A 26517-nucleotide genomic window follows, 5' to 3' on the forward strand; every position below is an offset into this window, starting at 1 on the left:
GAACTGTTTGCTTTCATGCAGATAGCCTTACGAAGGGTAAAGAGGCCGCGCGCATTGGCAAGTAAGTCCGAAACGCGCCGCAGCAAGCCCGGTGGCGCTTTCCTGTCCATCTCGGAGCGCAGTTTCCCTTGACGCCAACCCTTGAATATGGCCTAAGCCAGCCATACGGAAAACGCGGAATAGAAGCGGCAAGACGCCCTTTTCCGGCCGGTTTCCTGATCCAGATACACATCTTCGGCTGGACGGCGCTCGTCCCGAGCGCTGCCTGGCCCTTTATGACGGGCAAACAAGATGACCACTTCAGGCGTTCGCGTCCGCATCGCACCCTCCCCCACCGGCGAGCCGCATGTCGGTACCGCTTACATCGCGCTGTTCAACTATCTCTTCGCCAAGAAACACGGCGGTGAGTTCATCCTGCGCATCGAGGACACCGACGCAACCCGCTCCACCCCGGAATTCGAGACCAAGGTGCTGGACGCGCTGAAATGGTGCGGCCTCAAATGGTCCGAAGGCCCCGATGTCGGCGGCCCTTATGGCCCTTACCGCCAGAGCGACCGCAAGGAACTCTACAAGCCCTACGTCGAAGAGATCGTGACGGCTGGCCACGGCTTCCGCTGCTTCTGCACGCCGGAGCGCCTGGAAAAGATGCGCGAGGCGCAGCGCGCCGCCGGCCTGCCGCCAAAGTATGACGGCCACTGTTTGAACCTTTCGGCCGAGGAAGTCACCACGCGGGTTGCAGCCGGCGAGCCGCATGTCGTGCGCATGAAGATACCGACCGAAGGCTCCTGCAAATTCCATGACGGCGTTTACGGTGATGTCGAAATCCCGTGGGATGCCGTCGACATGCAGGTTCTGCTCAAGGCCGACGGCATGCCGACCTATCATATGGCCAACGTCGTCGATGACCATCTGATGAAAATCACCCATGTCGCGCGCGGCGAAGAATGGCTTGCTTCCGTGCCCAAGCACATCCTGATCTATCAGTATCTCGGCTGGGAAGCGCCTGTTTTCATGCACCTGTCGCTGATGCGCAATGCCGACAAGTCGAAGCTGTCGAAGCGCAAGAACCCGACGTCGATCTCCTATTATACGGCCCTCGGCTACATCCCCGAGGCGCTCATGAACTTCCTCGGCCTGTTCTTCATCCAGATCGCCGAAGGCGAAGAGCTGTTGTCCATGGACGAGCTCGCCGGAAAATTCGACCCAGAAAACCTCTCCAAGGCCGGCGCGATCTTCGATATCCAGAAGCTCGACTGGCTGAACGGCCGCTGGATTCGCGAGAAGCTCTCGGAAGAGGAATTCCAGCACCGCGTCCTGACCTGGGCGATGGAGAACGACCGCTTGAAGGAAGGCCTCAAGCTCTCGCAGTCGCGCATCACCAAGCTCGGCGAGCTGCCCGATCTCGCCGGTTTCCTGTTCAAGTCCGATCTCAACCTCGATCCAGCTGCTTTCGCCAGGATCAAGTCGACGCCGGAAGAATTGCTGGAAATCCTGAACACGGTACAGCCCGACCTCGAGAAGATCCTCGAATGGAATGTCGAGACGATCGAAGCCGAGCTGCGCGCCATCGCTGACCGCATGGGCAAGAAGCTGAAGGTCATCGTCGCGCCGCTCTTCGTTGCCGTCTCGGGCTCCTCGCGCTCCCTGCCGCTTTTCGATAGCATGGCCATCCTCGGCCGTTCCGTCGTGCGCCAGCGGCTGAAACTTGCCGCCCAGACCGTTGCGACCCTCGTCGGCCCGAAGAATTGAACCGGACGTAAAACCATGAACGACAAGACCGAAACCGCCACCCTCTCCTCCGACGCAACGGAAGTTCGCGCGCAGAAGCTGAAGCTACTGCGCGAACAGATCGGCGACGTCTATCCGGCGCATTTTCACCGGACGATGACCAATGCCGAACTGGCTGCGAAATACGAAGGCCTGGAGCCGGATACGGAAACCGCCGATGTCGTGACCGTCGCCGGCCGCGTCTATTCTTCGCGCAACTCGGGCATGTTCATGGACATCCATGACGCCTCGGCCAAGATCCAGATCTTCAGCCACAAGGACGCGACCGGCGAAGAGGCCCGCAGCCTGCTGCCGATGATCGATATCGGCGATATCATCGGCGTCACCGGCGTCGTGCGCCGCACCAAGCGCGGCGAGCTGACGATCAACGCGCAGCAGATCACCATGCTGACCAAGTCGTTGCTGCCGATGCCCGAGAAGTGGCACGGCCTGTCCGATATCGAGCTGCGCTACCGCAAGCGCCACCTCGACATCATGACCAACGAGGAATCGAAGCTTCGCTTCCAGCAGCGCAGCCGCATCGTCTCCGGCATCCGCCGCTTCATGGAGAATGACGGCTTCATGGAAGTCGAGACGCCGATGCTGCATTCGGTTTATGGCGGCGCCACCGCCGAGCCGTTCAAGACGCATCACAACACGCTGAAACTCGACATGTACCTGCGCATCGCGCCGGAACTGTTCCTGAAGCGCACGCTGGTCTCGGGCCTCACCGACAAGGTCTTCGAGATCAACCGCAACTTCCGCAACGAAGGCGTCTCCACCCGGCACAATCCTGAATTCACGATGATGGAGTGCTACTGGGCCTATGCCGACTACGAGGACATCATGGACCTCGTCGAGCGGCTGTTCTCGACGCTCGCCATGTCGATCCACGGCAGCACCGAATTCGCCTTCGGCGACAAGCAGATCTCATTCAAGGGCCCGTTCCGCCGCGTGCCGATGCCTGATGCCGTCAAGGAAGCGACCGGTATCGACTTCCTGGCGATCAAGACTGACGAAGAAGCCCGTGCTGCCTCCAAGGCCGCCGGCTTTGCCGTCGAGAAGGACGCCACCTGGGGCGAATGCCTCGCCTTCATCTTCGAAGAGAAGGTCGAGGGCACGCTGATCCAGCCGGCGCACGTCACGCATTTCCCGAAGGACATCTCGCCCTTCGCCAAGGAAGTGCCGGGCGAACCGCGCCTCGTCGAGCGTTTTGAGACCTATTGCAACGCCTGGGAACTCGGCAACGCCTTCTCGGAGCTCAACGATCCGGAAGAGCAGCGCGCCCGCATGGTCGAGCAGCTCCAGCAGGCACATGCGCGCGGCGAGAAGGAAAAGCAGCTGGACGAGGAATTCCTCGATGCCATCGATCAGGGCATGCCTCCGGCAGGCGGCCTGGGCATCGGCGTGGACCGTCTCATCATGCTGCTCACCAACTCGCCGTCGATCCGCGATATCATCCTCTTCCCGGCGCGGCGCGCCAAGGCCGATTGAGGCAATCCCGCCTTCCCAGATCAAAGGTGCGAACCATGACCGAGAAAGAGACATCGGCGGCAGATGCCGACAGCGAACTGCAGCGACAGGCCGATCTTGCAGAGATCGGTGATGTCGATTTGTCGCAATACAAGCCGGGAACTTTTGGTTGCCACGAGGCGATGCACACGACGTCGATCATGCTCGACATGACCGACGATCATCTGCTGCAGCACCCCGCTATCCTGGCAGATCCCGATTTCTACCGTCTTGCCGGCGAAGTTCACGAGGCGCTCTTCGCGCTCTACCAGGCTATCGGCGAGAAACATTTGGCAGATTGAGGAACTTGTCTTTGCGCTGGCCGGCGCAAAGACACTTCCGATCAGTTCGTGACGGGCGACCGCCGGTCGGCAGCACCCGTCAAGGTCGGATCCAGTCCCTGTGACGGCCCCTTTTCGTCGCTGGTCGCGTCGGCACCGATAAACTCGCCATTCTCGTCATAGTCCGACCGCACGTTGCCGGTCGATTTCGGCTCGGGCGGAGCAGGCTTGCTATCTTGTTTCTCTGCCTGCTTGGCAGCCGCTTTTTCTTCCGCGGCGATTGCTGCCTTTAGCTTGTCTTTCTTGGCATCGCCGGGTCTATTGTCTGCCGCAAGCGCATTGTCGCAATCGCTCAGGTCCTTCAACCCGGCAAGGGCAGTATCGATGTCGTGCGGCATCATGGTGATCTGCTCGCCATAAAACAGACCAGCCGTGCTTGCGTCACCATCATAATAGCGCGCGGTAAGCGGGACCTCGCTGCTGCCGTCGGCAAGCTTCTCGGGATGCGGAACATAGACGACATCCGCCCCCAGCGCCCGGCCCCGTATGTCGGAGCGCAGCGTCGGCCCTTTCTCGTCGAGAACCACAACCTGGACGAGGTCCGGCTTCTGTTCCTGATAAACGGCCTTGGCGACACGCAGCGCAGTCGTCACGCGCGTCATGCCATCGGTCGGTTGGGTGCGGATATATTTGCGCACCCAGAAGCGATTGTCCTTGCGAATGGTAACGAGATTGATGTCCGTGCACTGCAGCCCGTTGTGGGAGGCAGAGGTAAGACCGAGAAGCTTGTCCTTGCCGACATAAATCGCCAAAACGCCGGAGCAGCCTATGAGAAAGGCCGCTCCGCCGATCAGGACGACAAACTTCCGGGGCATCCGGAAAATGTGCAGTAAGGCGCTCACGCCAACTGCTCCAGCATAGACCACTCCAAGGCGATAAAGATGATCACCCCTCACGTTAGGGATTTGGCGTTTCGGAATACTTAAAACGGAGGCAAAACTTGCGTCCCTCGCGGTATCTTTACCAAAAAAGGTCCAAACTTTCACAGCTTTGACGAGAGCTTGCTTTCCGTGCCGCGGACATGCTCTAACCCTTTAATGGCCTTCACCTTGAGACAGTTGCAGTATTTCGTTGCCGTCGCAGAGCAGGGTTCGGTGACCCGCGCGGCCCAGAATCTGTCGATCTCGCAATCCTCGGTCACCGAAGCCCTGAAAGAATTGGAAGGCGACCTCGGCGTCGAGCTGTTCGAACGCCATCCGCGCGGGCTCTCCATCACCCATAACGGTCACCAGTTCCTGCGCCATGCGACAAAGATTCTCGCGACCGTTTCCGACGCGCGAACCAGCTTTTCCGGCAAGCGGAACGAGGCCGGCGGTACGCTGAATATCGGCGTGACGTCGCTCGTCGCCGGCTATGTCCTGTCGGATCTTCTGGCCCGCTATCGCCGCGCCTGCCCCGGCGTCGAAGTCAGCGCCATCGAGGATAATGGCGGTTATCTCGAACATCTTCTGGTTGGCGGCGAACTCGATGTCGCCGTCATGGTCATTTCCAACCTTCGCGACCGCATGGCACTGCAGGCCGAGATCCTCGAGACCTCGCCCTATCGCCTCTGGCTGCCGATGGGCCATCCCCTCGTCTCGGCCGACATCATCAGCGTCGCCGACATCAGCCGCGAACCGCTGATCATGCTGACCATCGACGAGATCGAGGAGAATACCGGCAAGCTGCTGAGCGCACTCGGCGCCCGCCCCCATGTCGCCTTCCGCACGCGCTCGGTCGAGGCGGTGCGCAGCCTTGTGGCGACCGGCGCCGGCGTCGCGCTGCTGCCGGATCTCGTCTATCGCCCCTGGTCGCTGGAAGGCGATCGCATCGAGAGCCGCGACGTTTCCGGCTCGCTGCCGGTCGTGCAGGTCGGCATGGTCTGGCGCAAGGGATCCAGCCTGCCACAGGCCGCCCGCGACTTCGTCGGCGTCGCCGAAAGCATGCGCACGGGACGACAACGGTAACAGGGGCGATCTTCCGGCGCCAATGCATGGAATACAATCGAAGATCGTTCGAGCAGCGAGGGCGAGATATGAAAACCGCCATCATATTTGACTGTGAGTTCCTTTGCCTTGAAGGGTCGCAACGCCGGTTCTGGTGCGCGGCTCACGATCCCGATCCGGTCATCGCTGAGGTCGGCGCCGTCAAACTTGGCCTCGAAGGCGATTTCCCTATTCTGGGTAGCTATAAGGCCCATGTTCGCCCCATCGACAGGTTTGGTGCTCAATATGCGCTCGACCCGTTCTTCACCGCCCTCACCGGCATTACCGAGGACAACATCAGGTCCGAAGGCGTCTTGTTGCAGGACGCTCTCGCCGGTCTGGACCGCTTCTCGGACGGCGCTCGCTTCTGGTCCTGGGGCAAGGACGAGCTGAACATGATGGCGATCAGCTGCTATGTCGCCGGAATTCAGCCCTCCATTCCGGCGCATCGCTTCGACAATGCCGTCAAGCTTCTGCTGGCAGCGGGAATGCCTGTCGAAGATCTGGCAAAGACGCCGAGCAACAAACTTGCCGACTACTATGGCGTGCAGCATCCACCGCTTCAGGGCCATGATGCGCTCGACGACGCGCTTTCCGTTTCCTACACGCTGCAACACCTCATGAAGGCAGGAAATCTACAGCCCGAAACCTTCGACCTCGCACGCATCAGAGATCAGGAATCGGAATTTCCGATATCGCCTTTCTGATAAATGAATTTGCGAATGCGGCAAAATCGGATCACCTTTTCTTCCGGGAACAAGAAGCCAGACACTGGCTCCACAATATCAAGGCTCAAAAACCGGGAGAGTCCGATGAAGCATCTGCTGAAGTCATGCACGGCTGCGCTTGCATGCTTAAGTTTCGCCACGCAGGTCATTGCCGCCGAGCCGCTGAAGACGCTCGGCAAGGGCGAAGGTGCCGTCAGCATCGTCGCATGGGCTGGCTATATCGAGCGCGGCGAAAGCGACAAGAATTACGATTGGGTCACAGGTTTCGAGAAGGAAACCGGCTGCAAGGTCAGCGTCAAGACCGCCGCGACATCGGACGAAATGGTCGCGCTGATGAACGAAGGCGGCTTCGATCTCGTCACCGCTTCCGGTGACGCCTCGCTGCGCCTCGTTGCCGGCAAGCGCGTCCAGCCGATCAACACCGACCTGATCCCGAGCTGGAAGAGCCTCGACGAACGCCTGAAGAATGCCCCCTGGCACACGGTCAACGGCGTCCATTACGGCGTCCCCTATCTCTGGGGGCCGAATGTGCTGATGTATAACACCGACGCCTTCAAGGGTCAGGCGCCGAAGAGCTGGAATATCGTCTTCGAAGAAACGACGCTGCCTGATGGTAAGTCCAACAAGGGTCGCGTCCAGGCGTATGACGGCCCGATCTATATTGCCGATGCCGCCCTCTACCTCATGGTCCACAAGCCCGAGCTGGGCATCAAGGACCCCTACGAGCTTAACGAAGACCAGTACAAGGCCGCCCTCGAACTGCTGCGCGGCCAGCGCAAGATCGTCAGCCGCTATTGGCATGACGCGATGATCCAGACCGACGACTTCAAGAACGAAGGCGTCGTCGCCTCCGGCTCCTGGCCGTTCCAGGTGAACCTGCTGCAGGCTGACAAGCAGAAGATCGCCTCCACCTTCCCGGATGAGGGAACGACAGGCTGGGCCGACACCACCATGCTGCATGCCGACAGCGAACATCCGAACTGCGCCTATATGTGGATGGAGCATTCGCTCCAGGCAAAAGTTCAGGGTGATGCGGCCGCCTGGTTCGGTGCCGTACCCTCCGTTCCGGCAGCCTGCAAGGGCGACGAGCTCCTGACCGACAGCGGTTGCGCCACCAACGGCTACGACCACTTCGACAAGATCAAGTTCTGGAAGACCCCCGTCGCCAAGTGCACCAGCCAGAGCGAATGCGTGCCCTATCATCGCTGGGTCTCCGACTATATCGGCGTGATCGGCGGCAGATAACGAGCCGACATGGGCCTTCGTCGCTCCGAAAAAACGGAGCGGCGATCCCGCCGGCACTTTGAAGCACCGGCTCCTGCAGCACACCAGATCTTGATCCGGTCCGGCTGGCATCGTTTCAAACATTCTGCATATCTTGGAGAAACCAATGAACGCCGTTCGTTTCCAGCAGGTGTCGCGCCATTTCGGCCAGGTCCGCGCTGTGGACCGCGTCGATCTCGAAATCGCACCCGGCGAATTCTTCGCCATGCTCGGCCCCTCCGGCTCCGGCAAGACCACGTGCCTCAGGCTGATTGCCGGCTTCGAGCAACCCACAGGCGGCCATATCGAAATCTTCGGCGAAACCGCCGAAGGCGTGCCGCCCTACCGGCGCAACGTCAACACGGTGTTCCAGGACTATGCCCTGTTTCCGCATCTCAATATTCTCGACAACGTCGCCTACGGGCTGATGGTCAAGGGTGTCGGCAAAAGCGAAAGGCTGCGTGCCGCCGAACAGGCGCTAGAGCTGGTGAAGCTGTCGGGTTATGGCGCTCGCCGCCCCGGCCAGCTCTCCGGCGGTCAGCGCCAGCGCGTGGCGCTCGCCCGGGCGCTGGTCAACAAGCCGAAGGTGCTGCTTCTCGACGAACCGCTCGGCGCTCTCGACCTGAAACTGCGCGAACAGATGCAAGAAGAACTGAAGAGCCTGCAACGGGCGCTCGGTATCACCTTCGTCTTCGTCACTCACGATCAGGGTGAGGCGCTGTCCATGGCCGATCGCGTCGCCGTCTTCAACGACGGCCGCATCGTGCAGCAGGGAACGCCGCATGAGATCTACCAACAGCCGAAAACCCGCTTCGTCGCGGATTTCGTGGGCTCCTCCAATGTCATCGCCCCGGAAACCATGTCGTCGCTCGGCGGCGAACGACGCTGGGCAAGCCTGCGGCCGGAAGCGATACGGTTGACTGAGGAGAGCGGCGTGGCAGCGACCGTGAAAGCGACAAGCTTTCTCGGTGCTGCTACCCGCCTCTCGGTGGAGGCGAACGGCGCCCGCCTGCATGTCACCGTGCCGGCAGGCCAGTCGGCGCCCGACACCGGCGCTGCCGTCCGCCTCGCATGGCTGCCGGCGGATGTGCATTACATGGATGACGCCGCATGAACGCCGCCGCTTTCCCCACCTCGGCGCAGCACGCGCCGGCGTCGATCCTGCCGAGCCGCGGCGGCGTCTTCGGCCGCCTCTCGGACCTCTTCTGGCGCCGTCCGAAGCTGCTGCTGTTCCTGATGCTGACGCCGCCGCTGCTCTGGCTCGGCATCATTTATATTGGCTCGCTGATCGCGCTGCTGCTGCAGAGCTTCTTCTCGATCGACGACTTCTCGGGAATGGTGAACTACGAATTCACCCTCTCGACCTATGCGCAGCTTTTGAACACAGCCAATTTCGACATCATCGTGCGCACGGTGGTCATGGCCGCCCTCGTCACGCTAGCATCCTCCTTCGTCGCCTTCCCCATCGCCTATTATGCGGCCCGCTATGCGCAGGGAAAGTGGAAGGCGCTGTTTTATCTCGGCATCATGCTGCCGCTCTGGTCGAGCTATCTGGTGAAGGTCTATGCCTGGAAGCTCATCCTTGCCAAGGAAGGCATCCTAACCTGGATCTTCACCAAGCTACATCTCGGTTGGCTGCTCGACGGCGTGCTCGCTTTGCCCGTCATCGGCGGCAACTCCCTGTCGGTCAGCTACATCGGCACCTTCCTCGTCTTCGTCTATATCTGGCTGCCCTATATGATCCTGCCGACGCAGGCCGCTCTCGAACGCGTACCGGCCAACCTGCTCGAAGCCTCGTCCGATCTCGGCGCAACGCCGAACCAGACCTTCCGCACGGTGCTGCTGCCACTCGCTTTGCCGGGCGTGGTCGCCGGCTCCATCTTCACCTTCTCGCTGACATTGGGCGATTACATCATCCCGCAGATCGTCGGCTCCTCGCGCCTCTTCATCGGCCAGGCTGTCTATGCGCAGCAGGGCACTGCCGGCAACGTGCCGCTGGCCGCCGCCTTCTCGGTCGTACCCATCGTCATCATGGCCATCTATCTCTGGATCGCTAGGAAACAGGGAGCTTTCGATGCGCTCTGATCGCGGCCAACGCGCCTCATTTCCGCTGAAGACCGCAGCCGCAGGCGGCCTGCTCTTCCTCCACCTGCCGATCCTGCTGATCTTCGTCTATGCCTTCACGACCGAAGAGAAGAGCTACCAGTGGCCGCCGCCGGGCTTCACGCTGCAATGGTTCGGCATTGCCTGGAACCGGCCGGACATATGGTCGTCGCTTGCGCTCTCCGTCCAGGTGGCGACCATTGCAACCGCGATCGCCCTGCTGCTCGGCACGCTCTGCGCCGCCGCCGTCAGCCAGACAAAGTTCTTCGGCCGCGAGGCGATCTCGCTGCTGGTCATCCTGCCGATCGCACTTCCCGGCATCATCACCGGCATTGCGCTTCGCTCGGCCTTCAGCCTGTTCGATATCCCGTTCTCGGTCTGGACGATCGTTCTCGGCCATGCCACCTTCTGCGTCGTCGTTGTCTATAACAATGCCGTCGCCCGTTTCCGCCGCACCTCCGGCTCGCTGATCGAGGCATCCATGGATCTTGGCGCCGACGGCTTCCAGACCTTCCGCCATGTGGTCCTGCCGAATATCGGTACGGCGCTGCTTGCCGGAGGCATGCTTGCCTTCGCACTATCCTTCGACGAAGTCATCGTCACCACCTTCACCGGCGGCCAGCAAATGACGCTGCCGATCTGGATGCTGGAGGAACTCATTCGCCCACGCCAGCGACCCGTCACCAACGTCGTCGCCATGGTCGTCGTGCTTGTCACCTTCCTGCCGATCCTGGCAGCCTACTATCTTACCCGCGACGGCGACCAGATCGCCGGCGGCGGCAAATGAAAGGGAGATAAATATGGATACCCAGATGCTGATCGGCTCCCGCTTCGAAGCCGGCACGGAAACGGAGGAACGCGTCCTCAACCCGAAGACGGGCGAGACCGTGCTCGATCTGCCGGAGGCCTCGCTCGGCCAGATCGACGCTGCCGTCGACGCTGCCGAAAAGGCTTTCACGAGCTGGTCGCAGACGACGCCGAGCCAGCGCTCGGCCTACCTGCTCAAGATCGCCGACGCCATCGAGAGGGATGCCGAAGGCTTCGCAACGCTCGAAGCGCTGAACTGCGGCAAGCCGATCAACGCCGTCCTTAATGACGAAATCCCGGCGATCGTCGACTGCTACCGCTTCTTTGCCGGCGCGGTGCGCAACCTGCATGGCCCGGTCGCCGGCGAATATCTGCCCGGTCACACCTCGATGATCCGCCGCGACCCGATCGGCATCGTCGGCTCGATCGCGCCCTGGAACTATCCGCTGATGATGATGGCCTGGAAGCTGGCGCCGGCCATTGCCGGCGGCAACACCGTCGTCTTCAAGCCCTCCGAGCAGACGCCGCTAACGGCGCTGAAGATGGCGAAGCTGCTGGCGAATATTCTGCCGGAAGGCGTCGTCAACGTCATCCTCGGCCGTGGCGAGAGTGTCGGCAACGCTTTGATCAACCACCCCAAGATCGGCATGGTCTCCATCACAGGCGATGTCGCCACCGGTAAAAAAGTGCTGCAGGCCGCCGCCAAGACGGTCAAGCGCACGCATCTCGAACTCGGCGGCAAGGCCCCGGTCATCATCTTCGACGATGCCGACATCGATGCCGTCGTCGCCGGCATCCGGACCTTCGGCTACTACAATGCCGGTCAGGACTGCACCGCGGCCTGCCGCATCTATGCCGACGCCAAGGTCTACGACAATTTCGTCGCCGACCTGACCTCCGCCGTGTCAAGCATCAAGTTCAACCTCGCCGACGACACCGAGAACGAGATCGGCCCGCTGATCTCCAAGCGCCAGCGCGACCGCGTCGAAAGCTTCGTCACCCGCGCCGCCGAACACAAGCACATGGAAATCACCACTGGCGGCAAGATCTCCGGCGAACGCGGCTTCTTCTATGCACCGACTGTGGTTGCCGGCGCCACGCAGGACGACGAGATCGTCCGCCGCGAAGTCTTCGGCCCCGTCGTCTCGGTCACGCACTTCACCAACCCCGACGACGCCGTCGCCTGGGCCAATGACAGCGATTACGGCCTCGCCTCCTCGGTCTGGACGAAGGATATCAGCCGCGGCATGCAGACCGCCGCCCGGCTGCAATATGGCTGCACCTGGATCAACACCCACTTTATGCTGGTCAACGAAATGCCGCATGGCGGCCTGAAACAATCGGGCTACGGCAAGGATATGTCAGTCTACGCTATCGAAGATTACACAGCCGTCCGGCATGTCATGATCAATCATGGGTGAGGTGTGGCTCTCGGTTCGGCCGGCTTTCTCGAGGTTGCCGCATCTCTGTACCCCCTCTGTCCCGAAAGTGACAGAGGGGGTGCCGTACTCTCCGCAAACTTCGAAATCAGCCAAACCCAAATTCCACAATCAAAACGGCTTCGGAACAATTCACCCTCCTTCTGCGTCATTAAGAAGTACAACGCAGAGGAGATTGCTAATGCTGAAATGGGCTCTCATTTTCTTTGTGATTTCGCTGATCAGCGGCTTTTTCGGCTTTTCCGGTGTGTCGGCGGCAATCGCAACCGTTGCGCGCGTTCTCTTCACCATCTTCATGATCATCTTCCTGGTGTTCCTGATCCTGGCTGTCATGGCCAGCAACGCCGTCGTCTGACGACATTGACCATCGGCGCATCGGAGGGGGCCTAGATCAGGCTCGCCCCGACGTTTATGGCGAGCGCCAGAATCGTCGTGTTGAACAGGAACGACAGGATAGAATGCAGAAGCGCCAGCTTACGCATCGAAACGGTGGAAATGCCGATATCGGCGGTCTGGGCCGCCACGCCGATGGTGAAAGAGAAATAGAGGAAATCCCAATAGATCGGCTCCTCCAAGGGCTCGGCGAATTTCAGCCCCTGCCCCTTGCCCCGGCTGCTGTAATATCTGTGCGCATAGTGGATCGTGAACATTATGTGCAGAAACGCCCATGAGATCAGGATCGTCACGATCGCCATCATCACGCGGTAGAAAGCGACTTCGGGCGGGGCATCCTTGACCCCCAGCAGATCGAGCGCGATGCCGCCGATGCTTGCGAGAGCAGCGGTGATCGACAGGAACAGCAGAAATCCATCCGAAAAATCGAGATCGGCGGAGCGCTTGCGGATGCGCTGCGGGTCAGCCGTCAGCATTCGGTAGAGGCTGTAAATGATATAGACGATCGCGGTCGCGTCCCAGGCGATCAACAAGTTGCCGGCGTTGAAATCACGCGACGTAAGAAGCAGAAAAACGAGGATACCGGCGAGCACCGAAAGCACGATGACATGATGCTTGCGCCACAGCACGAGCCATCTGGATCGATGCAAATGTCCGTGCGCATCCATGCCGCTCTCCCGATCGCAAATCGCCTGTCAGAACCGATTCGCCGATCAGAGTGGCAAATAAAAGGAAGCCCCGCAATACGGGGCCTCTGACGCATGAGATGAAGCCTCAGCCCGTCCAGCCGCCGTCGATGACGTGGGTCTGGCCTGTCGTGAAGCCCGCTTCGTCGCCGGCGAGATAGGTTACCAGAGCGGCGATCTCCTCGGCGGTCGCGATCCGACCCATCGGCTGGCGAGCGATGAAATCCTTCATCGCCTTGTCGTAGTCGCCGGTTGCCCGCAGCCGTTCATGCAGCGAAGGGCTGTCGACCGTACCAGGGCAAATAGCATTGGCGCGGATGCCCTTGGAAACGAAATCAGCGGCGATCGACTTGGTGAGCCCGATGACGGCGGCCTTGGAGGCGCAATAGGCGAAGCGGTTGGGCACGCCCTTCACGCTGGAAGCCACCGAAGACATGTTGACGATCGAGCCCTTGCCCTTTTCCAGCATGCCCGGCAGGAAGGCCCGGCAGGTCGTGTACATCGCCTTGGCGTTGAGGTTGAAGGAGAAATCCCAATCCTTTTCCTCGCAGTCGAGGATCGTTCCCGAGTGCACGAAGCCGGCGCAATTGAAGAGCACGTCGACCGGGCCGAGCTCCTCAGCGAAAGCCTTGACTGCGGCGCTGTCGAGCACGTTCAGCACATGCTTGCTGGCGCCTTCGAGCGTCGAAAGCGTCTGCTCATTGATGTCGGTGGCGTAGACATGCGCGCCAAGCGAGATGAAGCGCTCCGCCGATGCCCGGCCGATGCCTTGCCCGGCCGCCGTGATGACGACCTTCTTGCCTTCCAACCCGTGACCCATAATCCTGATCCTTTCCTCGGGACTATGACCCCATCCACGCTGGCAGCCTACGCGACCAATACCTCGGATAAGATCATGCAATAACAATCAGTTGGCGCAGCCTCTCCCTAGACCTCGAAAGACTGCGCGAAGCGGCGGTTGAGCTTGTCGATGAGAACTGTATGCCGCGTCGCCGTTCGCAGTCCATCGCTAATCACTTCGGATGCCTCGCTTTGAAATGCCATGTAGCCGTCGTGCCGAGGCCGCACATAGGCGCCCTCCAGCGTCGCGCGCGTGTTGCGGTAAAAGTCGAGCGCCGGCGGGTTGACCGCGTCGCTGACCCAGGCGTCGGCATGGCCGGGCTGACCATTGCTGTCGGCATAAATACCTGATTGTACCGGCCCGCCGGCAATCCAGCGCGCAAAGGCCTTCGCCTCTTCCGGGGCCTGCGTGCGTGCCGATACGGCAATGCCCGTACCGCCAAGAGCTGAGCCATGCGGCGCGCGGCCATCGATGATGGGCATATCCGCGAAAGCGATCCGAGCCGGCCTGAAGCCCGCAAAGGAATAGTTGACGTAGCCGTAGATGAAAGGCGACGCCACGTAAGGGCTGCCGGGCTGGCTCATCAGATCGAGCACGGCGATCGGGTCCATCTCGTAGCAGCTGATATCCATCCCGGCGACAATCCGCGCCATCCAGTCAAGCACCGCCTCGCCATCGGCTTTCGCGATGAAATCCGGTCCCTCGATGCTGCAGGGCGTGCCGAGATGCGCAGCAAGCGTTATGAAGGTCATCAGCGAATGCGGCGGCCGCATCGGCAGGATCGCCTTACCCTCTGCTGCGAGCGCGACGAACTCAGCAAGATCCTTGATCGGTGCGCCCAAACGGTCACGCCGATAGGCCTGCACCTGCGTCGCCGCATCGATCGGAAATGCCCATTGCCGGCCCTGCCAATTGTAGCTCGGATAAGAGCGGCCGACGGTGCCGGCGGCAATCGCCGCGATCTCATCCGCATGCGCAGCATCGTCAAGCGGCAATAGGCAGTTCTCGCGGGTGATCTGCCCGACATGCGGGTGATCGATGACGATCAGGTCGTATTGGGCGGCAAGCTCCTCGACAGGAAAGGTCTCGAAATCCTGTAGCGAGCGCTTTTCCCAGCTGATCTCGACACCGGTCTTTTCCTGCCAGAGCTTCGAACAGGCTAACATGGGATCGTAGCCACGCGGATGCGACCAGGTCATTCCCTTAAGCTTCACCATCACGCCTTCTCCGCAGCCGGCTTGCGCTCGACGATCAGGATGTGATCGGCAGCGAGTACGACTTCGTCGCGCTGGTTCAGCACCTCGCAACGCTCGACGACACGCCCGGCGGCCAGCCGCTTCGGATCGTCCTCCTTCGCCGAGATAGTGACGCGCGTACGGATCGTGTCGCCGATATGCACCGGCCGAACGAAGCGGAGCCTGTCATAGCCATAGGAAAAGGCGACGGGATTGATGAGCGACGCCGTCAGGCCGACGCCGATCGAGAAGATCATCGTGCCATGCGCGATGCGCTGGCCGCCGGGCAAGGTCTTGGCGAATTCCGCATCCATATGGTGCGGAAAGAAATCGCCGGTATGGCCGGCATGAACGACGAAATCAGTCTCGGTGATCGTCCGTCCGGTCGTCATCCTGACATGGCCGAGTTCGTAACCTTCGAAATAGATCGTTTGTTCAGACATTCCTCAAGCCTTCGGAAGTTCGGCAATCGGCGTCGCCGGAGCGGCGCTCGACTGATAGGCGGCTTCGACCAGCGCCATGGTCTGCCAGGCGTCGTCGACCGAGCCGACCAGCACCTTGTCCTCGCCCGAGGCGAAGCGCTGCAGGTTGGCCATACGGTTGACGAAGGCGTCCGGGAACCAGGCACCTTCGAGCTTCACCTCCACCCATTCGGCGCCATCAGCGGGACGTATCCATAGCTCGTCCGGCTCGCCGCGCGGATAGTCGAGATTGACGCCGAGCTTGATATAGGCGGCACCCTTGGTGCCGGCGATGCGGAACTCGCAGGCCTGGAACTTACGGCCGAAATCATGATCATGATTGACCGAGAGCACGCAGCGCACTTTGTCGCCGTAGTCGAGGATCGCTGCCGTTCGCGTCTGCACGACATCGTGATTGGGGTGGCCGATAGTCTTGGCGTGGACTCCCTGCGGATTGCCGAGCAGCCCGCGAATGAAATCGAGGTAGTGGATCGAGTGCATGGCGATCTCGATCCGCGGCAAGCCTTTCAGGAACGGCCACAGCCCCCAGGGGGTGCCGAGCGCCAGCCAGGCGTCGAAATCGACAAGCTCGCCGAGATAGCCCTTCTCCACGGCATCGTAGAGCGCCAGCATCATCGGCGCAAAACGGAGCTGGAAATTGACAGCCGCCTTGATGTGGCGCTCGCGGCAGACCCGCAGGATTTCTGTGGCCCCAGCAAGATCACTGCCCATCGGCTTCTGGATCAGCGCGAAGGAGCCACGCGGCAATTTCGAAAGGATCGCGGCATGTGCCGCAGGCGGCGTCGCCAGATCGAAGATGGCGTCGTCGACAGCCAATGCCTCGGCCTCGGAGGCAAAGGCGCGAATGCCCCATTGAGCGGCCAGCGCCGCCGCTTTTTCGGCGTTCGGATCGTAAAGGCCCGCGACCGGGAAGCCGCCTTGCTTATAGGCCGGAAGATGCGCGTCACCAACGATGCTGCCGGCGCCGAAGATCACGATCGGGCGCGGATTCAAAGGCTTAGGCCACCATTGGCGGAGAGATTGGAGATCGACGGTCATGAATTCAGCTCCGGTCGCGGGACGCCCCTTATCCGGCCTGTCGGCCACCTTCTCCCTGTTGTGACGGGGAGAAGGAAACGGATGCCGCCCCCGTCGTCCCTCACCTTTGCAAGGATCGAAAGCATGCTCCAAAGTAGATCGTCCCCTCTCCCCGCCTGCGGGGAGAGGGCTAGGGTGAGGGGCTTGCCTTGAAAGTCATCCATGATGAAACACCTCCTCCATCATGGCCCACCACTCACCCTCCTTGCGGGTTTCGAGCGGTTTCTGGCAGGGTATGCAGACAGACCACCATTCCTGGTTCTTTGGGCTCGCGGCCATCTTGCGCATATCGGCGTCGAAATCCGTGCCGACATATTCCCAATAGCCGAAGAGCAGGTTCTCCGGCTCCTTCAGGAAGATCGAATAGTTGGTGATGTTGCAGTCTGAGATCAGCGCCAGGATCTCGGGCCAGACGGCCACGTGCAGCGCCTTGTATTCCGCGATTTTGGCCGGCTCCAGGCCGATCACCATACCCATTCGCTGCATGGCCAGTTCCTCCTCAGCCGTGGATTTCCCTGGTGAATTCGCCGATCGAGCGGGCCTTCACGGCTTCCCAATCCCAGGCGATGCCGATACCAGGCTCGGAGGGCGCAAGCGCCTTGCCGTCGACGATCTCCATGCCCTTGGTGGTGAGGTCATCGAGCTGCGGAATGTACTCGACATATTTGCCGTTCGGCACAGCGCAGGTGAGGCTGACATGCAGCTCCATCAGGAAATGCGGGCAGACAGGAATGTCGAAGGCTTCGGCCGCATGCGCCACCTTCAGCCAGGGCGTGATGCCGCCGATGCGTGCAACATCGACCTGGACGATCGAGCAGGCGCCCTTCTTCATGTACTCACGGAAATGCCGGATCGAATACATGGATTCGCCGACCGCGATCGGCGTCGGCGTCGATCGCGTCAGCCGGATATGGCCATCGAGATTGTCGGCCGGCAATGGCTCCTCGATCCAGGCGAGGTCCAGTTCCTTGAGCCGTGCCGCCCGGCGGATCGCCTCGTCGACGGTAAAGCCCTGATTGCAATCCGTCATGATCTCGAAGCCGGAGCCGAGCGCCAGGCGCATCGCCGCAAGCCGATCGTAATCCTCGGAACCATGCGGCTTGCCGATCTTCACCTTCGAACCGGAAAAGCCCTTGGCCTTCGCCTGCAGGGCGTCCTCGACCAAGGCTTCCTTCTCGATATGCAGCCAACCGCCTTCGGTCGTGTAGAGCGGACAACGATCCTTGGCGCCACCGGCAAGCTTCCAGAGCGGCAGGTTCTGCTTTTTCGCCCGCAGATCCCATAGCGCCGTATCGACGGCAGCAAGCGCCAGCGCGGTGATCGGCCCGATGGTCGTTGCGTGGGTGGCGAATTCGAGTTTGTGCCAGATCGCCTCGATGCGATCGGCATCCTCGCCGATCAGCAGCGGCACCAGATGATCTGATAGCAGCCGCATGACGGACGAGCCGCCGGTGCCGATCGTATAGCTGTAGCCCGTGCCGGCGGCGCCATCGCTGTCGGTGATGGTGACGATCGGCGTCTCCTGGCTGACGAAACTCTGGATCGCATCCGTCCGCTTCACCTTCGGCGGCAGGTCGACCATGCGCAGTTCAATTTTTTCGATACGTGCCACGGATCGGATCCTTAGTTTGCCAGGCTCTTGCCGGCTTCGACGGAGAAGAGGTGCGCCTGACTGAGGTCGAAGCTCATCTTCAGCTGTTCGCCGCTCTTCAAGCCGCGCGGATTGAGCATGCGCGACACCCATTCCCGTCCCGCGAATTCGACGAAGACGAGCGTTTCGTTGCCGAGTGGCTCCGTGATAGCGACCGGCAATGTCTGCTCGTAAACGGCCGATTCCGCGCCCGAATGCAGGCCGTGTCCTGTCGGGAAGATATCGTCGGGCCGCAGGCCGAAGGCGACCGTTTCGCCTTCATTGACCTTGCCGGCAAACTGACCGGGCAATGGCAGCCGGTCGCCATTCTTGAAGACCAGTTCTCCCGCTTTCAGCGTCGCCTCTTCAATATTCATCGGCGGCGAGCCGATAAAGCCGGCGACGAACCGCGTGGCGGGTCTCTTGAACACCTCATCCGGCGTGCCGACCTGCTCGATATAGCCGTCGCGCATGATGACGATGCGGTCCGCCAGCGTCATCGCCTCCACCTGATCGTGCGTGACATAGACCACTGTCGACTGCACCTTGGCATGCAGCTTCTTGATCTCGGTGCGCATCTGTGTGCGCAGCTTGGCATCGAGGTTCGACAGCGGCTCGTCGAAAAGGAAGACCTCCGGCTGGCGCACGATGGCGCGGCCCATGGCGACGCGCTGGCGCTGGCCGCCGGAAAGCTGTGCCGGGCGGCGATCCATGAGGGCTTCGAGGCTGAGAATGGCCGCTGCCTCGTTCACCCGCTTTTCGATCTCAGCCTGCGGCTGCTTGGCGATCTTCAGCGAGAAGCCCATGTTCTCGCGCACCGTCATATGCGGATAGAGGGCATAGGATTGGAACACCATGGAGATGTTGCGGTCGCGTGGCGGCAGCTCGTTGACGACGGTGTCGCCGATCTCGATCGTGCCGCCCGATACCTCCTCGAGGCCGGCGATCATCCGCAGCGTCGTCGACTTGCCGCAGCCGGACGGGCCGACGAGCGCGATGAACTCCTTGTCCGCGATGTCGAGATCGATCCCGTGGACGATTTCCAGGGCGCCGTAACGCTTGACGAGTTTTTTGAGGGAAACCTGAGCCATGGAGATCAACCTTTGACCGCACCGAATGTCAGACCCGACACCAGATGCTTCTGAATGATGAAAGTGAGAGCGAGCGCCGGAATGATCATCACAACCGCCAGTGCGCACATGCCGCGCCAATCGATGGTGAACTCGGCCGTATAGTCGAGCAAGCCGACGGGCAGCGTCTTGGAATCGACGGAGCGCGTCAGCTGCGAGGCCAAGGCATATTCATTCCAGCAGGTGAGGAATGCGAAGATGCCGGCGGACGCGATGCCGGGGCCGGCAAGCGGAAATTCCACTTGCCAGAAGGCCTGCCAGCGCGTGCAGCCGTCGATCTGCGCGGCTTCGGCGAGATCCTTCGGCACCTGCCGGAAGAAGCCGTCGATCAGCCAGATCGTAAAGGGCACGTTGAGCGCGACATAGGTGAGGATCAGGCCGAAATGCGTGTCGATAATGCCCAGCCGCGCGTAAACCATGAAGAGCGGCAGCGACAGGGCTACGCCGGGCACGGAGCGCGTCAGCATCAGCCCGAGGAACACCGCCGACTTGCCGCGGAACCTGAAACGGGCGAAGGCATAGCCGCCGGACATACCGATCACCAATGCGATCGCGGTCGAGGTGATGGAAATGATCAGCGAGTTGCGGAAATAATCCCAGACGGGAATACCGCCCTGCCCCACACCACCGAACATGGAGCGATAGGCTTCGAGCGACAGCTCCTGCGGGATCCAGACCGCGGGCTTCGCCATGATTTCCACGGTCGGGCGCAGCGAGCTGATGATGATCCAGAAGCCGGGCAGGCAGATGACGAGCATCGCGAGGAAAAGGCCGATGAGATAGGCGATGTTCCAGAGGCGGCGCTGCAGGCGTTGTTGAGCGTTGCGATCCATGATTACCACTCGGCTCCGATCTGGGTGCGGGCAAGCGCCAGCTTACGGAAGAAATAGACTGTGAAGGCGATCGACAGAAAGATCGAGACATAGGCCATGGCGTTGGCGAGACCCATCTGCGCATCGGCATAGGCGGTGCGCCCGACCAGCGTCCAGATCAGCTCCGTGCGCCGCGCCGGCCCGCCATCCGTCATGATCTTGACGATGTCGTAGGCGCGCGCGACGTCGAGCGAACGGATTGTCATGGCGATGAAGGCAAACGGCATCAGGAACGGCCAGGTGACATAACGGAAGGTCTGCCAGCTGGTGCAGCCGTCGACCTTGGCAGCCTCCACCGGCTCCTGCGGCATGGCGAGCAGCCCGGCGAGGATGAGGATCGCGAAGACCGATGTCGACGACCAGACTTCTGCGATAACGATGGACAGCAGCGCCAGATTGCCGTCGATCAGCCAGGGTATGGCGTCATTGGTAATGCCCAGCGACTGCAGCGCATTGTTGATGATGCCGACGTTGTCGTTGAACATGAATTTGAACTGGAAGCCGACGAGTACCGGCGAGAACATCATCGGAAACATCATCAGCGTGCGCAGGATGCGCTTGCCGTGCGTCGCCTTGTTGACCAGGAGAGCCAATCCGAGGCCGAGCAGCATTTCCAGATTGAGCGCGATGGTCAGCAGCACCACGGTACGGACGAACGCCGCCAGAAACACCGGATCCGTCAGAATGCGGGTGTAGTTGCGCAGACCGATGAAGGTGAAGAGCGTGGCCGGCTTTGTCAGGCGAAACGGCGTGAAGCTGGAATAGAACGAGAGAAGCAGCGGAAACAGCACCACGGCCACAAGGACGACGATCGCCGGGAGAAGAAGCAGGACCGGTGGAGATATCTTTTTGAACATGGTTTGCACCTGTCGGCATTCCTCGGCAGCGTGGCCCGGACTGCGTGGAATGGATTGCTTGGGACGAGATCCGGCACGAAACCGGCAGCGCCGATCAGCCCCTCGCGGCACCGGTCGAAAGCCATTCTCGAAGTCAGATTGCGGGAGTCCCGCGCTCTCGAAAGCGCGGGACTTCGATTGCATCGCTTAGAGCGCGCCGGCGTCCTTCAGGACATCGGTTGCCTTCTGGGCAGCGGCATCGAGCGCCTGCTTGGAGCTCTTGTCGCCGAGAATGGCGGCCTGAAGCTCGGGATAGACAACGTTCGAAATCTCGATCCATTGCGGCGTGCGCGGAACCGGGAAGGCATATTTCATGGCTTCCTGGAAAGTGCTCAGCACTTCCTTCTTGTAAGGGTCGGAGGCAGCCTTCTGGATATCCCATTCCCAAACCGTCTTGCGGGTCGGCAGCGTGCCGTTGGCAGCTTCGAGCTTCTGCGAATCGTCGTTGGTCAGGAACCAGACGAGCGAGGCGGCAGCATCCTTGTGAGCGCAGGATTCGGTGACCGAGAAGCCATGATGGCCGGACCAGCCGGTATGTTTGCCGGACGAACCGGCTGGCTGCACGACGACACCGACATTGCCTGCAACCTTGGAGGACTTCGGATCGTTGAAGTAGGTCGCCCAGCCCGGCCAGTCGAGATCGAGCGCAACGGAACCGGAAGCGAAGCCGGCGCCAAGGTCGTCCCACAGATAGTTGGTCGTACCGGCAGGAACGGCCTTGGCCTTGTACATGTTGACGAACCAGTCGAGCGCACGCACGCCAGCTTCGGAGTTGAAGGCAGGCTTGCCGTCCTTGCCAAGATATTCGCCGCCTTCAGCGACCAGCATTTCATAGAAACGGCCGTTGATGGCCTCTTCCTTGCCGGGGAACTGCGTGCCGAAGAAGTTCGGCGGATTGGCGAAGAACGTCGCCTGGTCGGAGACTTCCTTCCAGGTCTTCGGCGGCGCAAGATCGTAGCCGTACTTGTCCTTGAAGGCCTTCTTCTTGGCGTCGTCCTTGTAGAGGCTCTTCTGATAGTAGAGCGCCGAGACGTCGAACTGGGCGCGCGGCAGCATGACCAGGCGGCCGTCGATGGTGGATGCCTGGATGGTCGAATCGACGAACTGGCCGATTTCTTCCTTCGGCAGCAGCTTGCCGAGGTCGGTATAAAGGTCAGGGTACTGAGGTGCGAAGGACGAGTGGTTCGAGCCGACGCACCAGGAAATGCTGCCCGAGGCCATGTCGGACTTGATTTCCTTGTCGAGCTCGAAGTGGTTCTTCTTGGACAGGATGTTGACCTTGGCGCCCGTCGCCTTCTCCCACTCGGTGATGCGCGCGTAGAGCGGCTCATATTGCTGGCCGCCGATGAGCTTGGCGTCGATCGTCACGCCCGGAAATTTGCCCGGCAGATCGGCAGCGAAGACCGAGGTGCCTGCAAGCAATGCCATCATGCCGGCAGCAAGACCGGCCCTCCAATTCCTCATCGAAATTCCTCCCATTAACATCGGACCCCTTGTCCGACTGCCCTCTCGACCCAAATATGGATCAATGATTTATAAGTAAACATCTTATTCATTGGCCGTCAAGCCGAGATCGCGCGCTTGTAAAATGCATTCATTTATATATGAATGATGATTCATGTTTCTTCGCATGGGGGACTTGCTGATGAGTGTAGAAGACGACAGTGATCGCTATCGCGCGCCGGCCCTAGACAAGGGGCTCGACATATTGGAGCTGCTCGCAACCATAGACGGCGGCCTGACGCAGGCGGAAATTGCCAAGGCGCTCAACAAGAGCCCCAATGAATTCTATCGTATGCTCGATCGCCTGGTGCGGCGCGGCTATGTGCAGAGACAGGACGGCGACCGCTTCTATCTGACGCTGAAGCTGTTCGGCCTTGCGCATTATCATGCGCCGGTGCGCCGCCTCGTCTCCTTCGCAACGCCGCTGATGCGCGAATTCTCCAACCGCGCCGAGCAGGCCTGTCATCTGGCGATCTACGACCGCGGCTCGGTCGTCGTCATCGCCCAGCAGGATTCGCCGACCTATTGGGGCATTTCCATCCGCGTCGGCGCACAGATCAATCTCTACAATACCGGCTCCGGCCATATTCTCCTGGCATTCCGGGATGAAAAGCAGCGCCAGATGATGATCAACGAGCAAAGGCGCCAGGAGCAGGATCCCGAGGAACCGCCCGCCGATCTCGAGGAGAAGCTGCTGGCGATCCGCGACAAGGGCTTCGAAACCATGAGCAGCCTGCAGACGAGCGGCGTGCACAACATTTCAGCGCCCGTTCTGGCGATGGATGGCAATGCGCTTGCCGCCCTCACCTGCCCCTATATCGAGCCCGTGAATCCGAAGGCTCCGACGCGCGAGCAGGTTGTCGAATACGTGCGGGAAGCGGCAAAGCAGATCTCCGAAACCGTGGCCGGTACCGTGGACAAGGCTGAGCTATAATTTTTATTTGAATAAATTATTCTTCTGTGAGTATATGTTGGGCAAGCAGGTATGGGAGGAACGCCATGCTTTTCGACAGCCATCTGCACATCGTCGACCGGAAACGCCTCGCTTACCCCTGGCTGGCTGAGGCCGGTGCGCTCAATCGCGACAGCCTTTACGAAGACTACGCGCGGGAAGCCAAGCGCCTAGGAATTACCGATACGCTTCACATGGAAGTCGATGTCGCCGAAGACGATATCGAGCGGGAAACAGATTACGTCAAAGGCCTGAGCCGCGAGCCGGGCAGCCTGCTGCGCGGCGCCGTTGCCGCCTGCCGTCCCGAAAGCACGAACTTCCCCACCTATCTCGAACGCGTACTCGCCGACCCCTTCGTCAAGGGCTTCCGTCGCGTTCTGCATGTCGTGCCGGACGATGTCTCCGAGGGTGCGCTCTTCCGCGAAAACCTGAAGCGGCTTGGCAACACGCGGCTCACCTTCGATCTTTGCGTGCTGCCGCATCAGATATCCAAAGCGATCGTGCTCATCGACCTCAATCCCAATGTCCGCTTTATCCTCGATCATTGCGGCGTACCAGCAGTGAAGGATGGGCTTAGCGAAAGCTGGTCGGCAGGTATCGCCGAAGTCTCGAAACGACCGAATGTCACCGTGAAGATCTCCGGCGTTGTCGCCTATGCCGATCCCGACAGCTGGTCGCCGGAAACGCTGCGTCCCTTCGTCGAACATTGCATCGCAAGCTTCGGCTGGGATCGCGTCATCTGGGGTAGCGATTGGCCCGTCTGCACGCTCGGCGGCAATCTCTCCACATGGATCGCCGCCACCCATGCTCTCATGCAAGGCGTAAGCGCCGACGAACGCAACCGGCTCTATCACCTCAATGCCAAGCGCCTCTGGTCTCTCTGAGACCGGCGGTTTTCCATCGAAAGACAATGCCATGACCGCCACCGTCGGCGTATCCAGCACCCATCCGAAAACCATGCCGGCCGATCACGCCGAAATCCCTGTCTGGAATTCGGAAAACTGGTTCTATGAGGATTTCGAAGTCGGCCACAAGATCCGCTCGCTGCGCCGCACGATCTCCGAGGGCGAGTCCCAGCAGTTCAACGCGCTGGTGCTCGACATGCACCCTTACGTCAGCGACCAGATCTTCGCCGAAACCGAAGGGCTGTTCGGCAAACGGCTCGTGGCCGGCGCCTTCGTCTTTTCCGCCGGCCTCGGGCTCGTCGCCACGAATTGCGTCAACGCCTTTTCCTATGGCTACGACAAGCTGCGCTTCATCAAGCCCACCTTCATTGGCGACACCATCTACACCATCCGCACCAATCTGGATAAGCAGCCGAAATATGCCGAACTCGGCCTGATCCGCTCCTCCTACGAGGTGTTCAAGGGCGAAGGCGAACTGGTGCTCTATTGCGAGCATATCCAGACCGTGCGCTACAAGAATGGCCGGCCGGCAGACGCACCGCCGCTGAAAGTTTGAGATGAATACGAAAAACGAAGAGGGTCTGCTCTCCGGCATCACCGTGCTGGATATGAGCCAGTTTCTGGCAGGCCCGATGGCTGCCCTGCGGCTCGGCGATCTCGGGGCACGCGTCATCAAGATCGAGCGGCCCGATGGCGGCGATCTCTGCCGCCGGCTCTATCTCAGCGACACCGAGATCGGCGGCGATTCCACGCTGTTTCACGCCATCAACCGCGGCAAGGAGAGCTTTGCCGTCAACATGAAGGATGAGGCCGATCTGCAGGAATTGCGGACGCTGATCGCCAAGGCCGACGTCATCATCCAGAATTTCCGCCCCGGCGTCATCGAAAGGCTAGGCCTCGATTACGCCTCCGTTACCGCAATCAATCCGCGCATCGTCTATGGCAGCATCACCGGATACGGCCCCGACAATGAATGGCGCCACTTTCCCGGGCAGGATCTGCTGGCGCAGGCCCGCTCCGGCGCCATGTGGCTGAACGGCGAGGCCAATGACGGCCCTGTACCCTTCGGGCTCGCCGTCGCCGATATGCTGGCCGGCAACCTCCTCGTTCAAGCCATTCTCGCGGGGCTGGTGCGACGCGGGGTAACCGGGCACGGCGTGCATGTGGAGACGAGCCTGCTGGAAGCGCTGGTCGATTTCCAGTTCGAGGTGCTGACCACGCACCTGAACGATGGCGGCCGCCTGCCCAAGAAATCCACCGTGCGAAACGCCCACGCCTATCTCGCAGCGCCTTATGGCGTCTATCGCTGCGTCGATGGCTGGCTGGCGCTGGCGATGATGCCGCTGGCAAAGCTAGCGCCGCTGCTCGATCTGCCGGCCCTAGCCGATTACACGCCAGATGATGCCTTCCAGCGCCGGGACGAGATCAAGAGCCTGCTCGCCGGCCGACTGCACGAGAAGACGGTTCGGGAATGGCTCGCCCTGTTGGAGCCCGCCGACATTTGGGCGGCGGAAGTGCTGGATTGGCCGAAACTGCTGCAAAGCGCCGCCTTCCGCCAGCTGGACATGCTGCAAACCGTCACGCGCGAGGATGGCGTGTCGGTGCGAACGACGGCAAGCCCGATCCGGGTCAATGGTGTCAGATATAAGGATGGATTAGCTGCACCGACGATTGGTAGCCAGTCTGAGAAGATTAGGGCGGAGTTCCTTCGGTAGGATCTTCCTATCCGTTTGCCGCACCGATCTTACCCCCCTCTGTCACTATCGTGACATCTCCCCCACAAGGGGGGAGATTGGTAACCTGTAGCGCTGCCATTGCAAAACAATGGGCATCGTATTGGCTGAGCTATTATACCTTGCCTTGCGGACTGAATGATGCGCCCCAACGATCTCCGCCCTTGTGGGGGAGATCTCCCGAAGGGACAGAGGGGGTATCACAGGCGCGGCACGCTCGAAGTCCCGATCTATCGTCGAAACACAAGAGGGGCGCCG

General features: G+C 60.8%; 27 protein-coding genes. 15 read left to right on the forward strand and 12 right to left on the reverse strand.

Features of this window, described 5'->3' with window-relative positions:
* The first annotated feature begins 291 nt into the window (after nt 1-291).
* The 3 genes from gltX to QD409_RS14645 are packed head-to-tail and all read left to right on the forward strand — an operon-like array spanning nt 292 to nt 3581.
* Complete coding sequence (gene gltX, locus QD409_RS14635) at nt 292-1749, forward strand: glutamate--tRNA ligase (RefSeq protein ID WP_092850390.1); 1458 nt, start codon at nt 292-294, stop codon at nt 1747-1749.
* A gap of 15 nt (nt 1750-1764) precedes the next feature.
* Nucleotides 1765-3261: a lysine--tRNA ligase gene (gene lysS, locus QD409_RS14640; RefSeq protein ID WP_430762970.1), complete on the forward strand. Its 1497-nt coding sequence runs from the start codon at nt 1765-1767 to the stop codon at nt 3259-3261.
* Nucleotides 3262-3296: 35 nt separating this feature from the next.
* Nucleotides 3297-3581 (forward strand): hypothetical protein, encoded by a 285-nt coding sequence (locus QD409_RS14645; protein WP_092850406.1) that lies wholly within the window; start codon nt 3297-3299, stop codon nt 3579-3581.
* A gap of 41 nt (nt 3582-3622) precedes the next feature.
* Here QD409_RS14645 and QD409_RS14650 read toward each other — a convergent pair whose 3' ends face one another.
* Entirely contained in the window at nt 3623-4462 is an 840-nt protein-coding gene (locus QD409_RS14650; protein WP_430762971.1) for a hypothetical protein, read from the reverse strand.
* Between the two features lie 195 nt (nt 4463-4657).
* On the opposite strand from QD409_RS14650, the gene QD409_RS14655 reads away from it, so the two are divergent.
* The 8 genes from QD409_RS14655 to QD409_RS14690 all read left to right on the forward strand — a co-directional run bounded on the left by QD409_RS14655 (nt 4658) and on the right by QD409_RS14690 (nt 12279).
* Entirely contained in the window at nt 4658-5566 is a 909-nt protein-coding gene (locus tag QD409_RS14655; protein ID WP_092850412.1) for a LysR substrate-binding domain-containing protein, read from the forward strand.
* A gap of 68 nt (nt 5567-5634) precedes the next feature.
* On the forward strand, nt 5635-6291 hold the full coding sequence (locus tag QD409_RS14660) for a 3'-5' exonuclease (protein WP_430762972.1): 657 nt from the start codon (nt 5635-5637) through the stop codon (nt 6289-6291).
* Nucleotides 6292-6396: 105 nt separating this feature from the next.
* A complete protein-coding gene (locus tag QD409_RS14665) occupies nt 6397-7557 on the forward strand; it encodes an ABC transporter substrate-binding protein (protein ID WP_430762973.1) in 1161 nt (386 codons plus the stop codon).
* A 145-nt stretch (nt 7558-7702) separates the two neighbouring features.
* Complete coding sequence (locus QD409_RS14670; RefSeq protein WP_092850422.1) at nt 7703-8689, forward strand: ABC transporter ATP-binding protein; 987 nt, start codon at nt 7703-7705, stop codon at nt 8687-8689.
* The gene (locus tag QD409_RS14675) at nt 8686-9660 is read left to right on the forward strand and encodes an ABC transporter permease (protein WP_092850425.1); all 975 of its coding nucleotides are present in this window, start codon (nt 8686-8688) and stop codon (nt 9658-9660) included. The genes QD409_RS14670 and QD409_RS14675 overlap by 4 nt, the downstream gene beginning before the upstream one ends.
* A complete protein-coding gene (locus QD409_RS14680; RefSeq protein ID WP_092850428.1) occupies nt 9650-10465 on the forward strand; it encodes an ABC transporter permease in 816 nt (271 codons plus the stop codon). Before QD409_RS14675 ends, QD409_RS14680 begins: the two co-directional genes overlap by 11 nt.
* Before the next feature lie 13 nt (nt 10466-10478).
* Nucleotides 10479-11906 (forward strand): gamma-aminobutyraldehyde dehydrogenase, encoded by a 1428-nt coding sequence (locus tag QD409_RS14685; protein ID WP_430762974.1) that lies wholly within the window; start codon nt 10479-10481, stop codon nt 11904-11906.
* Between the two features lie 199 nt (nt 11907-12105).
* Nucleotides 12106-12279, forward strand: a complete 174-nt coding sequence (locus tag QD409_RS14690; protein ID WP_430762975.1) for a DUF1328 domain-containing protein — start codon at nt 12106-12108, stop codon at nt 12277-12279.
* A gap of 31 nt (nt 12280-12310) precedes the next feature.
* Here the strand turns inward: QD409_RS14690 and QD409_RS14695 are convergent, their stop codons facing one another.
* The 11 genes from QD409_RS14695 to QD409_RS14745 form a co-directional block, all read right to left on the reverse strand.
* Complete coding sequence (locus QD409_RS14695; RefSeq protein WP_430762976.1) at nt 12311-12985, reverse strand: DUF1345 domain-containing protein; 675 nt, start codon at nt 12983-12985, stop codon at nt 12311-12313.
* 106 nt (nt 12986-13091) lie between these two features.
* Entirely contained in the window at nt 13092-13823 is a 732-nt protein-coding gene (locus tag QD409_RS14700) for an SDR family oxidoreductase (protein ID WP_092852557.1), read from the reverse strand.
* A gap of 107 nt (nt 13824-13930) precedes the next feature.
* Entirely contained in the window at nt 13931-15064 is a 1134-nt protein-coding gene (locus QD409_RS14705; RefSeq protein WP_430762977.1) for an extracellular solute-binding protein, read from the reverse strand.
* On the reverse strand, nt 15061-15522 hold the full coding sequence (locus QD409_RS14710) for a MaoC/PaaZ C-terminal domain-containing protein (RefSeq protein ID WP_430762978.1): 462 nt from the start codon (nt 15520-15522) through the stop codon (nt 15061-15063). Before QD409_RS14710 ends, QD409_RS14705 begins: the two co-directional genes overlap by 4 nt.
* Nucleotides 15523-15525: 3 nt before the next feature.
* A complete protein-coding gene (locus QD409_RS14715; RefSeq protein WP_430762979.1) occupies nt 15526-16599 on the reverse strand; it encodes a Gfo/Idh/MocA family protein in 1074 nt (357 codons plus the stop codon).
* Nucleotides 16600-16794: 195 nt separating this feature from the next.
* Complete coding sequence (locus QD409_RS14720; RefSeq protein WP_430762980.1) at nt 16795-17124, reverse strand: L-rhamnose mutarotase; 330 nt, start codon at nt 17122-17124, stop codon at nt 16795-16797.
* 13 nt (nt 17125-17137) lie between these two features.
* Nucleotides 17138-18250 carry a mandelate racemase/muconate lactonizing enzyme family protein gene (locus tag QD409_RS14725; protein WP_430762981.1) on the reverse strand — a complete coding sequence of 371 codons (1113 nt, stop codon included), beginning with the start codon at nt 18248-18250 and terminating at the stop codon, nt 17138-17140.
* A gap of 11 nt (nt 18251-18261) precedes the next feature.
* The gene (locus tag QD409_RS14730) at nt 18262-19359 is read right to left on the reverse strand and encodes an ABC transporter ATP-binding protein (protein WP_430762982.1); all 1098 of its coding nucleotides are present in this window, start codon (nt 19357-19359) and stop codon (nt 18262-18264) included.
* 5 nt (nt 19360-19364) lie between these two features.
* The gene (locus QD409_RS14735; RefSeq protein WP_430762983.1) at nt 19365-20231 is read right to left on the reverse strand and encodes a carbohydrate ABC transporter permease; all 867 of its coding nucleotides are present in this window, start codon (nt 20229-20231) and stop codon (nt 19365-19367) included.
* 2 nt (nt 20232-20233) lie between these two features.
* Nucleotides 20234-21127, reverse strand: a complete 894-nt coding sequence (locus QD409_RS14740) for a carbohydrate ABC transporter permease (protein WP_092852541.1) — start codon at nt 21125-21127, stop codon at nt 20234-20236.
* 186 nt (nt 21128-21313) lie between these two features.
* On the reverse strand, nt 21314-22597 hold the full coding sequence (locus QD409_RS14745; RefSeq protein WP_425348549.1) for a sugar ABC transporter substrate-binding protein: 1284 nt from the start codon (nt 22595-22597) through the stop codon (nt 21314-21316).
* A gap of 214 nt (nt 22598-22811) precedes the next feature.
* Here QD409_RS14745 and QD409_RS14750 point away from each other — a divergent pair, with 214 nt between their 5' ends.
* The 4 genes from QD409_RS14750 to QD409_RS14765 all read left to right on the forward strand — a co-directional run bounded on the left by QD409_RS14750 (nt 22812) and on the right by QD409_RS14765 (nt 26241).
* On the forward strand, nt 22812-23603 hold the full coding sequence (locus QD409_RS14750) for an IclR family transcriptional regulator (RefSeq protein WP_430762984.1): 792 nt from the start codon (nt 22812-22814) through the stop codon (nt 23601-23603).
* A gap of 65 nt (nt 23604-23668) precedes the next feature.
* Nucleotides 23669-24505, forward strand: coding sequence for an amidohydrolase family protein (locus QD409_RS14755; protein WP_430762985.1), 837 nt, complete (start codon nt 23669-23671; stop codon nt 24503-24505).
* Between the two features lie 31 nt (nt 24506-24536).
* Nucleotides 24537-25082 (forward strand): MaoC family dehydratase, encoded by a 546-nt coding sequence (locus QD409_RS14760; RefSeq protein ID WP_092852536.1) that lies wholly within the window; start codon nt 24537-24539, stop codon nt 25080-25082.
* 1 nt (nt 25083) lies between these two features.
* A complete protein-coding gene (locus tag QD409_RS14765; RefSeq protein WP_430762986.1) occupies nt 25084-26241 on the forward strand; it encodes a CaiB/BaiF CoA transferase family protein in 1158 nt (385 codons plus the stop codon).
* Nucleotides 26242-26517: the final 276 nt, after the last annotated feature.

Source organism: Rhizobium sp. BR 315 (assembly GCF_050577975.1).
Taxonomy (GTDB): domain Bacteria; phylum Pseudomonadota; class Alphaproteobacteria; order Rhizobiales; family Rhizobiaceae; genus Rhizobium; species Rhizobium miluonense.

Coding starts and splice junctions, on each gene's coding strand:
- QD409_RS14655 (WP_092850412.1), top strand. CDS start 4,658: ATGGCCTTCACCTTGAGACAGTTGCAGTATTTCGTTGCCGTCGCAGAG.
- QD409_RS14675 (WP_092850425.1), top strand. CDS start 8,686: ATGAACGCCGCCGCTTTCCCCACCTCGGCGCAGCACGCGCCGGCGTCG.
- QD409_RS14685 (WP_430762974.1), top strand. CDS start 10,479: ATGGATACCCAGATGCTGATCGGCTCCCGCTTCGAAGCCGGCACGGAA.
- lysS (WP_430762970.1), top strand. CDS start 1,765: ATGAACGACAAGACCGAAACCGCCACCCTCTCCTCCGACGCAACGGAA.
- QD409_RS14665 (WP_430762973.1), top strand. CDS start 6,397: ATGAAGCATCTGCTGAAGTCATGCACGGCTGCGCTTGCATGCTTAAGT.
- QD409_RS14695 (WP_430762976.1), bottom strand. CDS start 12,985: ATGGATGCGCACGGACATTTGCATCGATCCAGATGGCTCGTGCTGTGG.
- QD409_RS14745 (WP_425348549.1), bottom strand. CDS start 22,597: ATGATGGCATTGCTTGCAGGCACCTCGGTCTTCGCTGCCGATCTGCCG.
- QD409_RS14735 (WP_430762983.1), bottom strand. CDS start 20,231: ATGGATCGCAACGCTCAACAACGCCTGCAGCGCCGCCTCTGGAACATC.
- QD409_RS14740 (WP_092852541.1), bottom strand. CDS start 21,127: ATGTTCAAAAAGATATCTCCACCGGTCCTGCTTCTTCTCCCGGCGATC.
- QD409_RS14700 (WP_092852557.1), bottom strand. CDS start 13,823: ATGGGTCACGGGTTGGAAGGCAAGAAGGTCGTCATCACGGCGGCCGGG.
- QD409_RS14670 (WP_092850422.1), top strand. CDS start 7,703: ATGAACGCCGTTCGTTTCCAGCAGGTGTCGCGCCATTTCGGCCAGGTC.
- QD409_RS14720 (WP_430762980.1), bottom strand. CDS start 17,124: ATGCAGCGAATGGGTATGGTGATCGGCCTGGAGCCGGCCAAAATCGCG.
- QD409_RS14750 (WP_430762984.1), top strand. CDS start 22,812: ATGAGTGTAGAAGACGACAGTGATCGCTATCGCGCGCCGGCCCTAGAC.
- QD409_RS14645 (WP_092850406.1), top strand. CDS start 3,297: ATGACCGAGAAAGAGACATCGGCGGCAGATGCCGACAGCGAACTGCAG.
- QD409_RS14660 (WP_430762972.1), top strand. CDS start 5,635: ATGAAAACCGCCATCATATTTGACTGTGAGTTCCTTTGCCTTGAAGGG.
- gltX (WP_092850390.1), top strand. CDS start 292: ATGACCACTTCAGGCGTTCGCGTCCGCATCGCACCCTCCCCCACCGGC.
- QD409_RS14710 (WP_430762978.1), bottom strand. CDS start 15,522: ATGTCTGAACAAACGATCTATTTCGAAGGTTACGAACTCGGCCATGTC.
- QD409_RS14765 (WP_430762986.1), top strand. CDS start 25,084: ATGAATACGAAAAACGAAGAGGGTCTGCTCTCCGGCATCACCGTGCTG.
- QD409_RS14730 (WP_430762982.1), bottom strand. CDS start 19,359: ATGGCTCAGGTTTCCCTCAAAAAACTCGTCAAGCGTTACGGCGCCCTG.
- QD409_RS14680 (WP_092850428.1), top strand. CDS start 9,650: ATGCGCTCTGATCGCGGCCAACGCGCCTCATTTCCGCTGAAGACCGCA.
- QD409_RS14760 (WP_092852536.1), top strand. CDS start 24,537: ATGACCGCCACCGTCGGCGTATCCAGCACCCATCCGAAAACCATGCCG.
- QD409_RS14690 (WP_430762975.1), top strand. CDS start 12,106: ATGCTGAAATGGGCTCTCATTTTCTTTGTGATTTCGCTGATCAGCGGC.
- QD409_RS14715 (WP_430762979.1), bottom strand. CDS start 16,599: ATGACCGTCGATCTCCAATCTCTCCGCCAATGGTGGCCTAAGCCTTTG.
- QD409_RS14755 (WP_430762985.1), top strand. CDS start 23,669: ATGCTTTTCGACAGCCATCTGCACATCGTCGACCGGAAACGCCTCGCT.